This is a genomic window from Aerococcus sanguinicola (assembly GCF_008726925.1).
Classification (GTDB): Bacteria; Bacillota; Bacilli; order Lactobacillales; family Aerococcaceae; genus Aerococcus.
On sequence record NZ_VYWO01000005.1, the window covers coordinates 1 to 13,767 of the forward strand.

General features: G+C 48.0%; 11 protein-coding genes. 6 read left to right on the plus strand and 5 right to left on the minus strand.

All coding sequences use genetic code 11. The annotated features are described in order from the left end of the window. Window positions 1–178: 178 nt before the first annotated feature. Complete coding sequence (locus F6I03_RS07495; protein WP_070430373.1) at window positions 179–1,723, minus strand: ClC family H(+)/Cl(-) exchange transporter; 1,545 nt, start codon at window positions 1,721–1,723, stop codon at window positions 179–181. A 113-nt stretch (window positions 1,724–1,836) separates the two neighbouring features. Beyond that, on the minus strand, window positions 1,837–2,730 hold the full coding sequence (locus tag F6I03_RS07500) for a DMT family transporter (RefSeq protein ID WP_070430372.1): 894 nt from the start codon (window positions 2,728–2,730) through the stop codon (window positions 1,837–1,839). A gap of 238 nt (window positions 2,731–2,968) precedes the next feature. Between F6I03_RS07500 and F6I03_RS07505 the strand changes: the two genes are divergently transcribed. The 5 genes from F6I03_RS07505 to F6I03_RS07525 all read left to right on the plus strand — a co-directional run bounded on the left by F6I03_RS07505 (window position 2,969) and on the right by F6I03_RS07525 (window position 7,294). Then, window positions 2,969–3,706, plus strand: coding sequence for an amino acid ABC transporter ATP-binding protein (locus F6I03_RS07505; protein WP_284884782.1), 738 nt, complete (start codon window positions 2,969–2,971; stop codon window positions 3,704–3,706). Between the two features lie 14 nt (window positions 3,707–3,720). After that, window positions 3,721–4,548 carry a transporter substrate-binding domain-containing protein gene (locus F6I03_RS07510; RefSeq protein ID WP_070430371.1) on the plus strand — a complete coding sequence of 276 codons (828 nt, stop codon included), beginning with the start codon at window positions 3,721–3,723 and terminating at the stop codon, window positions 4,546–4,548. Window position 4,549: 1 nt separating this feature from the next. Next, window positions 4,550–5,191, plus strand: coding sequence for an amino acid ABC transporter permease (locus F6I03_RS07515; protein ID WP_070430370.1), 642 nt, complete (start codon window positions 4,550–4,552; stop codon window positions 5,189–5,191). A gap of 19 nt (window positions 5,192–5,210) precedes the next feature. Then, on the plus strand, window positions 5,211–5,870 hold the full coding sequence (locus tag F6I03_RS07520; RefSeq protein ID WP_070430369.1) for an amino acid ABC transporter permease: 660 nt from the start codon (window positions 5,211–5,213) through the stop codon (window positions 5,868–5,870). A 455-nt stretch (window positions 5,871–6,325) separates the two neighbouring features. Further along, on the plus strand, window positions 6,326–7,294 hold the full coding sequence (locus F6I03_RS07525; RefSeq protein ID WP_070430368.1) for a glutathione S-transferase family protein: 969 nt from the start codon (window positions 6,326–6,328) through the stop codon (window positions 7,292–7,294). A gap of 68 nt (window positions 7,295–7,362) precedes the next feature. On the opposite strand, the gene recQ is transcribed toward F6I03_RS07525, so the two are convergent. Beyond that, a complete protein-coding gene (gene recQ, locus F6I03_RS07530) occupies window positions 7,363–9,144 on the minus strand; it encodes a DNA helicase RecQ (protein WP_070430367.1) in 1,782 nt (593 codons plus the stop codon). 274 nt (window positions 9,145–9,418) lie between these two features. On the opposite strand from recQ, the gene F6I03_RS07535 reads away from it, so the two are divergent. After that, window positions 9,419–10,912, plus strand: a complete 1,494-nt coding sequence (locus F6I03_RS07535; RefSeq protein ID WP_070430366.1) for a helix-turn-helix domain-containing protein — start codon at window positions 9,419–9,421, stop codon at window positions 10,910–10,912. Between the two features lie 185 nt (window positions 10,913–11,097). Here the strand turns inward: F6I03_RS07535 and mmuM are convergent, their stop codons facing one another. Both mmuM and F6I03_RS07545 read right to left on the minus strand, forming a co-directional pair. Further along, on the minus strand, window positions 11,098–12,027 hold the full coding sequence (gene mmuM / locus F6I03_RS07540) for a homocysteine S-methyltransferase (protein ID WP_070430365.1): 930 nt from the start codon (window positions 12,025–12,027) through the stop codon (window positions 11,098–11,100). A gap of 101 nt (window positions 12,028–12,128) precedes the next feature. Then, window positions 12,129–13,664, minus strand: a complete 1,536-nt coding sequence (locus F6I03_RS07545; RefSeq protein WP_070430364.1) for an AbgT family transporter — start codon at window positions 13,662–13,664, stop codon at window positions 12,129–12,131. Window positions 13,665–13,767 lie beyond the last annotated feature (103 nt).

Below are 13,767 nucleotides of genomic sequence, written 5' to 3' on the forward strand. Positions count from 1 at the left end.
ATTCCCTCTTTATATAGATGGATATAGTTAGCCAATTCTGCTGGTGAATGTTTTCTATTTGAACGCATAAAAACTCCCCCTAAAGTAGTTTACTTTTTTTAGTGTCTACTTTAGGGGGAGCATACCACATTTCGGCTCGTTCTTTTTACTTTTTATTTAAGCTAAAGTTCTCAGAACTTTAAGTCTTGGCCGCATCACGGAAGAGCTTCTTAGTCGCCGCCAAGTGATCTTTAGAGGTCACTATGAGCAGCCTATCCTTGGCCTGGATCGTGGTTGCCCCCTTAGGCACCAATGTCGCATGGCCACGGACGATCGAAGCAATAAGGACTTCTTGAGGCAAATTAAGAGCGGCTAATTGTTTCCCGGCGAGTGAAGAAGTTAGAGGCACATCGAATTCTAAAATCGCCGCTTCTTGGTCACTATGCTCTTGGGGCATGGGCCGCATCCGGTCATAGAGGCTGTCATAAATAGGAGCTACCTTGAGGGCTTCCGCAAGTAGGTAAGCGCTGATCGCGACAATCGCTACCGGCAAGAAATTTTGCAAGCTCCCCACCATTTCGAGGACAAGGACCATAGAGGTTAGGGGCGAACGGACAACTGCGGTCAGAACACCTGCCATCCCTAGGACCACAAAGTTAGCTAATAAGTCTGGGTCGAGATCAATAAAGAGGCTAAAGACTTGAAAAGACACTGCCCCCGTTAGGCAGCCCATAACCAGGGTTGGCAAAAAGATGCCGCCAGGTGTAGAGGTCCCGTAACAAAAGCAAGTGAAGATTAATTTACCGATTAGAACAGCAATTAATGTCTTAAGGGGCCAAGGCATGTCCAAGTATTGGTAGACCAAGTCGTGCCCACTTCCCGCTAAGGCTGGAAAAGCCCAAACAACCAAGCCAGTTATCAGAAAGCCCAGAGCAATCCGAACGACAACATTGGGGAAGTGTTTCTGTAAGAAGTTCTGGCTAGCAAGGAGGAACTGGTTGAAACTTGTTCCCACGATAGCAGTAATCAGGCCCAATATAATAATTAAATAATAGGTGGACTGGGGAAGGAGTTGGTCCATCTGAATCGCAAAAGATGGCGTTAAGCCAAAAACACGCTTAGAAACAAGGTCCGCACTGATACTGGCTAGGAGTGCAGGGATCAGGATAAAGGGGGAAATATTCTTATGCACTTCTTCAACAACAAAGAGGGTAGAGGCAATGGGCGCATTGAAAGCCGCCGACAAACCCGCACTCGCCCCTGAAGTGAGAAGAATCCGCTGGCTCAAATCCCCATGCTTGCGCCAGGGGGTATAGGCCTTACTGATTGCTGCTCCAATTTGGATTGAAGGCCCTTCCCGGCCCAGAGACATCCCCGCTAGCATCGACATAAAGCCACCCAGGTACTTAGAAACAAGGGTTGGAAAAGGTCGCATAGACATTTCCCCCAGGAGTTCCCCTGATACCTGGGGAATCCCTGACCCGCTAGACAAGGGAGCCAGTTGGACTAAGATCCCGGCCAAAGCTCCCATAAAGCCTAAAAATAAAAAAAGCACTAAAAACCAAGGAAAACTTGTCATCTGGTAGAGACTTTCCTGCCAGGTCGTGGCATAGGTCAAGATATAGCGGTAGGCGACTGCTCCTAAGCCGGCCAGAACACCCACTAGGATCCCCTCCGCTGCTAGCGCTAACTTCGAACTTGATTGTTTAAAGGCAGCGCTCAATTGTTTCTGATTGGATTCCAACACAATTCCTCCTTGAAATGAACTACTTCTAGTATAGCACAGGCGGAAAGTTTTGTTCTCATGAAAAAAAGCGGGGTCAAAAGCCCCACTTCTCATGCTATACCGACATCAAATTATTTCTCAGCTGACAAGGATCTCCGACTCAAACGGCGGTTGTAGAGGAAGGTCAACAAGCCCCCGGTAAAGATAATGAGATAGCCTAAGATACTCCAGCCATCTGGCACCTGACCGAGGAAGATAAAACCGAGCAAACCACTAAAGACAATGCTGGAATAGTCAAAAATGGAAATTTCATTGGCTGGGGCAAACTTATAAGCCAGAGTAATCCCAAACTGGCCAAAGCTGGCTGCCAAACCGGCACCTAGGAGGGCAAAGAAAGCACTTTGGTCAAGCGGCACATAATTAAAGATTAAATAAGGCACACAGACTAGGCAGGAGAAGCCAGAGAAGAAGGCTACGGTGAAAGCACTAGGAACTCCCAACTTATTGAGCTGGCGCACCGCCGTATAAGCGCCGCCCGCACTGAGCCCGCCAAGGATAGCGACCATATAAGGGAGGAGGTCAGCTGTTGCCCCAGTCGGTTTGCTGACCAGGAGAACCCCAACGAAGGCAAAGCCCAGAGCAATGAGGTGCTGCTTGTCCATCCGCTCTTTAAGAAAGATCGCTGAAAAAACGAGGGTGGCAAAGGGGGCTAGCTTATTGAGCACCGAAGCATCAGAGAGGAGGAGGTGGTCGAGGGCATAGTAATTACAGAAGACCCCAATCGTTCCTAAAACTGACCGTAAGACCAGGGTCTTCCACGGCAGTTGGGCCATTTGGACTTGGCCTTTCACTTGAGGCCAAGTCCGCAAAAGAAGAACTAGAGCTACCGCAAAGGCAACAATATTTCTAAAAAAACTTTTTTCAATAGTTGGCAGGTCGCCAGCCAGGGGAATGCAGAGGTTCATCACGGCAAAACCAAAAGCAGAGATCAGGATGGCAATAATGCCCTTATTACGATTTGTCACAGCAGCATATCCTTTCTATTTTTCGCATGTAATACCTCTACCCTACATGCTTTCCTGGCTGATTTCAAGCGATTGATCAGCTTCTTTCATTAGTCTTAACCTAACTCAACTAATCACTTCATAGGGTTTGACTATTTTTGAATAAAAATTTTGTATGGTTATCGACTTAACCATAGCCACGATTTATGCTATTATCTCTTCAATAAGTTTTTTCTAATCTTTTTGTAAGGAGTTGTTCATTATGATCATCGAATTCGAAGCTGTCGATAAATTTTACGGCGACTACCATGCCCTTAAGTCCATTAACCTAGGTATCCAAGAAGGCGAAGTTGTCAGCATCATTGGCCCTTCTGGATCTGGCAAGTCGACGCTCATCCGCTGCATCAATGCCTTGGAAAAGATATCCAGTGGCCACCTCTACTGCGATGGCCGGGATGTCTCGGACCCCAAAGAAAATATCCGCCAAGTCAGACGCGACTTTGGCATGGTCTTCCAACACTTTGAACTCTACCCCCATAAGACCGTACTAGAAAATATTACTTTAGCCCCGCTCAAAGTCCTTAAAAAGAGCCCAGAAGAAGCCTACGACCGAGCTGAAAGCTTATTAAAACGGGTCAATCTCTGGGACAAACGCGACCACTACCCTAGCCAACTTTCTGGCGGACAAAAACAACGGGTCGCCATTGCCCGTGGCCTCGCCATGCGGCCCAAGGTCCTCCTCTTCGATGAACCCACCTCGGCCCTTGACCCCGAAATGGTCGGCGAAGTCCTCAGTGTCATGAAGGACATCGCTGAGACCGACCACATGACCATGGTTGTCGTTACGCATGAAATGCGCTTTGCCAAAGAGGTCAGCACCCGGACTCTCTTCATGGAAGATGGCCAAATTATTGAAGACCGGCCGAGCCAAGACTTCTTCGCCCAGCCCCACAGCCAACGAGCCAAAGACTTCCTCCAAGTCGTTAAGGCTTACTAGTGAGGTGACTTCCCATGAAAAAAATAATCGCTCTCTTAAGCCTCGTCACTTGCCTAGCCAGTCTAGCCGCCTGTGGTAAAAGCAATCAGCCCACAAGTATCAAGGCAAGTCTCCAAAGCAGCCAGACCCCGCATATCCGCTGGGGCATCAAGAACGACACCCGGCTCTTCGGCTACTACAATATTGCCAAGCAAGAAGTCGAAGGTTTCGATATTGATATTGCCACGGCCCTGACCAAGGAAATCGCTGGGCCCAAAGCCCAGGCCGACTTCATTGAAGTGACTTCAAAGACACGGATCCCCCTGCTCAAAAACGGTAACATTGATGCCATCATCGCCACCATGACCATATCCGATGAGCGTAAGAAGCAGGTAGATTTTACAGACGTTTATTTTGCAGCCGGTCAATCCTTGCTCGGCCCTGAAGATTCACCCCTGCAATCAGTCAAAGACCTTGGCCCAGAGCATACGGTCCTAGCCGTTAAGGGATCTAGCTCAGCAGAGTCTATCCGTAAATTTGCCCCTCAGGCTAAAGTCCTCGAACTCGAAAACTATGCCGAGGCCTTTACCGCTCTCCAATCTGGCCAAGGCGATGTGATGACGACGGATAATGCTATTTTGTTAGGAATCAGCGACCAGAACCCTGGCTACCGCTTGATTGGCGAACCCTTTACCAAGGAGCCCTACGGTATTGCTATCGATAAGAGTCAAAAAGACTTCCGTGATGAAGTGAACCGAGCCTTGGTAAAGATTAAAGCCGATGGGACTTACGACCAGATCTTCCATAAATGGTTCCCAGATGCTGGTGAAAGTTCCAATGCCAAAAATTTAAAGGAGGCCTAGTATGCTGCAGCTCTTACATAATTATCTCCCCCTTTTATTAGAAGGCTTTGCCCACACCCTCTTGGCATCTGCCATTGCCCTATGCGCGAGCTTCCTTATCGGGAGTTTGCTAGGGATTTGGCAGACCCGGTCTAAGGGCCTAGTGAAGCGCTTAGCTAATATTTATGTGGAGATTTTTCGTAATATTCCGCTCTTGGTTATCGTGATGTTCTTCTATGTCGTCCTCCCCCTCTTCTCAGTTAAACTCTCAGGCTTCAGCTCGGGAGTCATCGCCTTAAGTCTCTATACCTCATCCTTTATCGCAGATATTATCGCTACTGGGATCAAAGCCATCCCTAGTGGCCAATGGGAAGCGGGCCTCTCCCAAGGCTTTACCGCCCGTGAATGTATGCTCTACCTGATCTTCCCCCAAGCTTTCCGCCAGTCTCTGCCTGCTTTAGGCAACCAGGTTATTAACCTAGTCAAGAATTCCTCGATCCTGGCCATGGTCGCTGGACTCGACCTCATGTACTATGGCGACCTAGTAGCCTTAGAAAGCTTCGACACCTTTGCGACCTATAGTCTAGTGGCTGCTTTCTACCTCCTGCTCACCGTTCCTCTAACCCTCATCATGCAACAATTCGAAAAGAAATATAGCTTATAAAAACGAAAGGAGATTCACCATGGATTTCTCTGGCGCTTTCCAATGGATTAATATCAACTTCCTCCTCCAAGGACTCTGGGTTACCATTAAGCTCACCTTACTCACCATCAGCCTCAGCCTATTGTGCGGAAGCCTCCTTGGTATCCTCCGCTATCTCAACTTTCCGATTTTCTCAAAGGTCCTGGCCTTTCTTATCGATACCATCCGCAACCTCCCACTCCTGTTAATCATCTTTTTCACTTATTTTGCCCTCCCCCAGATTGGACTCAAGATGGATATCTTCTGGGCAGCTGTCGCGGCCATGACCCTCTTTGAATCGGCCATGATCTCAGAAATTATCCGGGGCGGTATCCTAGCCCTGCCCAAGGGACAGTTCGAAGCGGGCCTAGCTACCGGACTCAGCCGCAGTCAGACCATGGTCTATATCATCATGCCCCAAGTCTACCGCACCATGGCCCCCTCCATCGTCAGCCAACTGATCGCCCTTATCAAGGACACCAGCCTGGCTACTATCATCTCCCTCCCCGAACTCATGCATAACGCTCGCATCATCTACGGCCAAAACGCCAACTATATCCTCGGCACCTTCACCCTCGTCACCCTCATGTACTGGCTAATCTGCTACAGCCTCTCCCAAACCGCCCAATATCTTAACAAGGGTGTGAGCAAAGGCGCCTAGAAAGGGATGACTGGAGGCAAAGAGGAAAAGAGAGGCTACAAGCCGATCGTTCCACTTTGCTGAAGTCACTCCCTTTCTGCCTTTGCGAACCCGACTAAAGGGTGTGAGGGCTAGCGGGAGAAATAGACCTCTGGAGCAAAAAGCTTGAGAAGACTGGAAGTCTTCAAAAGATTTTTGTGAAGAGGAGCTATTTCTGCTAGCCTGAACCCGACTGAAGGGTGTGAGGGCGCGCGGGTAGAAGTGGACCTCTGGAGCAAAAGATCAGAGAAGGCTAGAAGCCTTCGACGAGCTTTTGGGAAGAGGAGCCACTTCTGCCAGACTGAACCCAACTAAAGGATGTGAACAAAAGCACCTAAGCAACAAGCCAGCCTCCAAGCGTTTCATTCGTTTTTTAGGGTAAAGTTCGTTATAATAAAAATATATCGAAACTGAAATAAGAGAAAAGGAGTGTTGGTATGGGACTACTTGTTAATGGCGAATGGCGCGACCAATGGTATGATACAGAAAGCACAGGAGGACACTTCGAACGGGATGCGGCCAAGTTCCGTAATTGGATCACTAAGGATGGCCAAGCTGGACCTAGTGGCGAAGCCGGCTTCAAAGCTGAAGCCGACCGCTACCATCTCTATGTTTCCCTAGCTTGCCCTTGGGCGAGCCGGGTATTGATGATGCGGAAGTTGAAGGGACTTGAAGATATGATCAGTCTCTCTGTCGTGAACCCCTTGATGGCCGAACACGGTTGGACCTTTGATGAGGCCGATGGTGTGATCAAGGACCCGGTAATCGATGCTGACTACCTCTATCAAATCTACACCCATGTGGCCCCTGACTTCAGTGGCCGGGTAACTGTGCCGGTCCTCTACGATCTCAAGCAAGATACCATCGTCAGCACCGAATCCTCTGAAATCATCCGGATGTTAAATTCTGCTTTCGATGAAATCGGAGCAAAGGAAGGCGACTACTACCCTGAAGACTTGCGCGAAGAAATCGACCAGTGGAATGACAAGGTCTACGATAACCTAAACAATGGGGTCTATAAGGCTGGTTTTGCGACAGACCAAGCTGTCTATGAAGAAGAAGTAGCTAATGTCTTCAAGATGCTCGATGAACTCGAAGCCCACTTAGAAGACCATCCTTACCTAGCCGGAGACCGGTTCACCGAAGCAGATATCCGTGTGTTCACAACCCTCGTCCGCTTCGACAGCGTCTACCACGGACATTTCAAGTGTAACTACCATCAATTAGTGGACTATCCTAATCTTTGGTACTACACCCGCAAAATCTACAACATGCCAGGGATTTCTGATACGGTAAACTTCCAGCATATTAAAGAACACTATTACCGCTCACATGATACCATCAACCCCAATGGCATCGTTCCAGCCGGTCCTATCCTGGATTGGAGCTTGGATGAAGAAGCCTAATCCAAGCCGATAAAGAAAGAAGAACTTCTAGAGTCAGACTGAGTCCGCACTCTAGAAGTTCTTTTTTTTTAGCCTGCCAACCAGTCCTCGATACACTCAATGAAAATATCAGCATACTTGCTTGCCTTGACCTGACCTACCCCACTGATCTCGAGGAAGTCCTCATAGGTCTGGGGTTTCTCTTCAGCCATCTCGAGGAGCGATTGGTTATTAAAGATAATATAAGCAGGGACCCCTTCGTCACCTGCCAGTTCATAGCGGAGCTCACGCAAGACTTCGAAGAGTTCCTCATCCGCCTCGGACAAGTGGCTGGTTACCGCCGTCTTCTGACTTGGGCGTGCTTGGCTGTGGGATTTGTAGGGTCGGGCCTTAATGGTCAATTGCTGATCTCCCTTAAGCAAGGCCTTAGAGTCTGGTGTCAGTTCCAAGCCCTTGTATTGGTTGAGGCTGAGATAACCCTGGGCCAGCATCTGAGAAATAATATCCTTGACTTCCTTCTCCGAATAGGTCGCTAAGAGGCCATAAGTCGATAAGCTATCAAAGCCTTTTTCGCGAACTTTTTGGGACTTACTGCCGCGGAGGACATCGCAGACCATGGTCATACCATAAGCCCAACGCATCCGAACCAAGCAGGAGAGAACCATCTGACCTTCCCGGCTAGCATCACGGACTTCAATATCCTCCAAGCAACCCGAGCAGTTCTGGCAAGGCCCCGGAAAATCTTCCCCGAAATAGCCCAAAAGATAGTGACGCAGACAGCCCGCATAATCGGCATAGTTAATCATGGCCTGTAAGCGTCCCTCTGAAGTCGGGTCTTGGCTTTGCCCAATCAAAAATTTAGCAGCTAGAATATCTTTGGCATGGTAGAGTAGAACCGCCTCAGCCGGCAAACCATCACGCCCCGCCCGACCAGCTTCTTGGTAATAACTCTCGAGGTCCGTTGGCATATTGTAGTGGATCACCTTGCGAACGTCTGGCTTATCGATCCCCATCCCAAAGGCATTCGTCGCTACAATCAAATTAACTTCTTCATAAATAAAATCATTCTGGGCTGTCTCACGTTCATCGGCCGATAAGCCGGCATGGTAGCGGACCACCCTAAACTTAGCCTTCTCTAGGTGGTCATAGAGTTGATCCACTTGCTTACGCGTATTGGCATAAATAATCATGGCTTCCTCCCCATTCAGCTCTTGGCGGAGGGCCTCCAACTTGCTTTGGGGTTCCAAGACCCGGAGCTTCAAATTCGGCCGGTCAAAGGAATTCACCACCACTTGAGGATCGCGAAGACCGAGCTGCTGGATAATATCCTGACGCACATAGGCTGTGGCAGTTGCCGTGAAGGCCGAAACTACTGGACGTTCAGGTAAAGTCTCAATAAAACTGCCAATTTCCCGGTAAGAAGCCCGGAAGTCATGCCCCCACTGCGACACACAGTGGGCCTCATCGACTGCCAGCTGGCTGAGCTTGACCTCTTGCATCCAGTCAAGGAAAGCAGGCTGCTTTAAGCGTTCGGGGGCCACATAGAGCAAGTCCAGTTCTCCCTCGGCCAGGGCGCGCCGCAGCGACTGGACCTCTTCCCAGGAAGAGGCTGAATTGAGATAGGCCGCACGAATACCGTGCTCGCGTAGGCTATCGACCTGGTCTTTCATCAGGGAAATCAAAGGAGAGATCACCAGGGTCAAGCCATCCATGGCTAGGGCTGGTAGCTGGTAGCACAGAGACTTGCCCCCACCCGTTGGTAGGACACCGAGCACATCCTTGCCTGCTAGGATGCCCTCAACAATTTCTTCCTGTCCCGGCCGGAACTGGCTATAACCATAGTGGTAGGCTAAGAGATCTTGAATGGCCATGTCATCGCTCCTTTTCCATAATCTGTCCTTATTCTACTAGAATCTTCTCAGAGAATAAAGAAGAAGCTGCTTACCTCCTTCCCTCCTTAGTAGCCCCCTTCAAATAGCACATATAAGCCAAACAAAGACCATTAATTCATATTTTCTATGTTTGAAGGCCCTTTTTCTTGTCCATTCAATGCTATAATAATACTATTAGCTTTTTTTCTGAGGAAAAATATTTCATCTTTCTTCTAACCATTAATCCAGGCTAATTGAGAAAGTAGGTTTTATTATGTATTCTGTGTTATCATCTGCTGAACAGCGCCAACTGCGCTTACTTCACATCCTCTATCGTTCAAGCGACTGGATTACGATGATTGAATTAGCTGAAGCGATTAATTGCTCAGACCGCATCCTGAGCAAGGACTTGTCTTATATTGAGAATAACTTCTCCTCATATTTGACCATTGAACGTTCTAAGTTCGGTATCCGCGGTATCTACGCCCCCTCCGTAGACTACTATACTTTTGTTCGCCTTTATATGAGGGATTCCGTTGCCTTCAATATCCTGGAACAGATCTTCTTCCATCCCGATATCTCGACCCAAGAAATTTCTGATAAAATTTTTGTCAGCCCATCAACTGTTTACCGAAATATTAACCTCTTAAACCAAGCCTTACGAGAAGAATTTAATTTTGAGATTTCGAATAGCCCCTACCGCTTTATCGGTCCAGAGGCTAACATCCGTCTCTTCTTCCTCTTCTTCTTCCGCGAAAAATATAGTCCCTTAGAATGGCCATTTGAAGAAGTGAACCTCCAGTATTGTGAGCTCTTCCTTAGCTCAGCTTGGAAGGTGACCTGCCACCAATACACCAATGCCTGGTTCCAATCGGGCAAGCTCCTGCTGGCTGTTGGCATCATCCGCACCCAGAAAGGCCACCTCATCCAATCCAAGGATATTCCACTCTTTAAGGGGATCTACCAAGATTTAATTGACCTGCTTGAGAAAAATAAGGACCTCTCAAACATGGAGCAGAGCTTTAACTTCAAGCTGAATTTGACCAATGCTGTCCAGCTCTTCATGCCCATTCTTAATCAAAATATCTATGTCGACTTACGCAATTTCCAAGCCGAAATTAACGAACGTCCGCTTATCCAACGCTCGGTAGAATATTTGAACCAATTTCTTGACACCATCTGCCAAGAAGCCCATGTCCATATTGAGCACCGCGACCGCTTGATCCTTAGCCTCCATAACTACGCCTTCTTGACCACGGTGACCAATATCCAACAAGATAGCCTCTTAATTAACCGGAAGGCGGACTATATTGAAACCATGTCCCACTTCTATCCCGATCTCTACCAGCTCATCGTTAAAGAAAGCCAACATTATTTCCGTTCGATCGGTCTTAAAGCCATCCCTTATGGCTTGACCAACTTCATCTATGCCCTCTACACTGGCTGGGAGAAGCTCCATACCCAGATGCATTTGGCCCATCAGAAACTACAAGCTTATATCGTCAGCAATTATTCGATCGACCACGCCCACCGCATCCAGGATGCCTTGAATAATCGCTTTGGCTTGGTCATCGATTTCCATATCTATAAGCAGTTCCCTCTTAAGCGCAAACTGATTGAAAATCTCAAGTGTGACTTAATTATTTCCACCTTTGATATGCCCTACGATTTCAAGCTCCCCAGTCTCTATGTCCAAACCCTACCCACAGAACAGGATTACAACTGGTTAGCTTCCTTCCTCAAACAAAAGCGCCAGCAAGATAAGTGATAGTTAAAAAGAGAGTGTGACAAAAGTCGGTTAGCCCTGAATCACTGGAGCGAACTATGAAAGAACCTTGTCAAAGGTTCTTCCATAGTTCGTGAAGTGGATGTCAGGGCTGACTTTTGGAGCACGTTTTTAAAGAATAGTTCGTATTTTATATAGAGGCCGGGAGTTTTGTCCCGGCCTCTTTTTTAGTTTTTATTCTCTAGGTACTTATCCAAAACTTGCCGGACTTCTCTAATATCTTGGGCCGTCGTTCCACAACAGCCACCAATAAAGCGGGCGCCCTTATCATACCAATCCGTCACCCAATCCCCAATACAAATGGCTTCCTGGCCTTCAAATTGCTTGCTCTCCGGATTATAGGTCCCGCCTAGATTCGGATAAACAATGAAGGGCTTAAGGGCAGAAGGCTTCATCAGATCAAGTGCTGGGCTGACCCATTCGACCCGACAACAATTCACCCCATAGGCAATAATTTGCGGGTGCCAATCAGCTAGGGTTTGCAGGTCTTCCAAGGGGGTACCATCGCTCATATGTCCTGGATCCTTTAGACTCACACTTAGGCAAGCTTTCTGATCAGGGAATTGCTCTAATAATTTAAGCAACGTTTTGACTTCTAGAATATTAGGCATGGTTTCAAAGAAAACTAAATCTACCCCAGCTTCCACTAAGAGGGCTAGACGCTCAGCATGGAAGGCGTAAAGTTCCAAGTCCGATAAGTCATAGTCCCCGCGATATTCCGATCCATCAGCCAAGAAAGCCCCGTAAGGCCCAATGGAGGCTGCTAGCCACTTGGCCTGGTCCCCAGCACTCGCATCACGTGCTTGTTTTGCCAGGCGTACGGCTTGACGCATCAAGGTTCGCGCTTCAATATTCTTATGTCCTGCCTTAACAAAGCCTTCCACACTGGCCTGGTAAGTCGCTGTTGTCGCAATGTTTGCTCCGGCTTCAAAGAAAGCCTGGTGGGCTTGCTTAATCGCTTCAGGTGCTCGTTCAACCAGCCGCGCTGTCCAAAGGGGATGGTTGAGCTCTTCTTGATAAGCTTGAAGTTCGCTAGACAAGCCCCCATCGACCACAACCACTGCTTCCTTCTCTAAGGCATTGACAATATCCGTCATCCGCTCTCATTCCCTTCTTCTATCAGTCTCTTAAGCTTAGCATAGCTCATTAACGAACAAAAGAAAAAAGAAGTGCTCAGAAAGAACACTTCTTCTTCGCCCTAAACATGAAGGCCGGCACCTGGACCAAGGGGCAGGTTTAGGAAATACCATGCCACTAGCATGAGCGTCCAGAAAACCAAGAAGGCAATTGAATAGGGAAGCATAACGGAAATGAGTGTTCCCAGTCCAGCCTTCTTGTCATAACGCTGCATGAAAACTAGGATCATAGCAAAGTAAGACATTAAGGGTGAAATGATATTGGTCGATGAATCAGCCACCCGGTAAGCCATCTGAGTCAGTTCGGGGGAGAGGCCGAGTTGGAAGAACATGGGCACAAAGATCGGCGCCATAATCGCCCATTTAGCTGAAGCTGAGCCAATGAAGAGGTTAACGAAGGCGGTTAAAAGAATGAAAGCTAGGATCAATGGAATCCCAGTCAAGCCCACCGTCTTGAGAAACTCTGCTCCTGAATTAGCGAGTAAGAGTCCTAAATTGGTATAGGAGAAATAGGCAATCAATTGGGCAGCAAAGAAAGCTAAGACGATATAAGAAGCCATAGACTTCATCGATGCCGTCATTGCAGCAACGAAATCATCCGACGATTGAATTTTTTGCGTTTGCCAGCCGTAAGCCAAGCCTGGTATCGCAAAGAGCAAGAAAATATAAAAAATTAAGCCATTATTCAAGAATTCCTGCAAGTCATATTGACCTGTTGCTTCATTTAGAGACCGAAGTGGCGCCCATTCAGGGACCATGGCAAAGAAAGATAAAACAAGAAAAGCAGCTAAAGCCAACCCCGCATGTTTCAGGCCCCGATTTTCTTCTGCTGTCAAGTCTTGGTCATCATGGATTGCTTGGCCTTCATAATGACCGAGATGGGGCTCTACAATCCGAGTCGATATCCAGGTCCCAACTAGGGTCAACACAAGGGTTGAAGCCATGATGAAATACCAGTTGCCCGTAATCGAAACGGTATGTTCGATGCCCACACTATCTAGGGCGGCATTGGTAATCCCGGTTAGAAGCGCATCAGTCGGTCCAAACATCAGGTTGGCGGAGAAACCTCCGGATACCCCCGCAAAAGCAGCTGCCAAACCTGCTATCGGGTGACGCCCTGCCCCAGCAAAGACAATCGCACCGAGCGGAATAACCACCACATAGCCCGCATCCGAGGCAATATTTGAAATCACACCAGCAAAGACGACAACGGCTGTGAGCAAGCTATCCGGCACCTGGGTCACTAATTTCTTAAGCGCTGACCCAATCAGGCCTGTCCATTCCGCGACGCCAACACCGAGCATAGTAACAAGCACTGTTCCCAATGGCGCAAAGCCTGTAAAATTGCTTGTGGCATGGTTGAAAATATAACGAAGCCCTTCTGCACTCAAGAGCGAGACAGCTTCCACCGTGACCTGCTCATTCGCCTTGGCGTCGAAATACTCTGCAGTAGTGCCCAAGCCTGCAAAAACGGCAGATAAGACCATGATAATTAGGGATAAAATAATAAAGATAATCACGGGATGCGGCAAACGGTTGCCGACCCGCTCCACCCAATCTAAAAAAGATTGGAGAGGCGTCTTCTTCTCTACTTCCATCATTCTTCCTCCTCAATTAAGATAATTTTGTCCTATTGTAGCATTTCGACGTCAAAATAGCGACTATTGTCTAAGCTTTTCTTAATATTTTTTTAAGGGAATT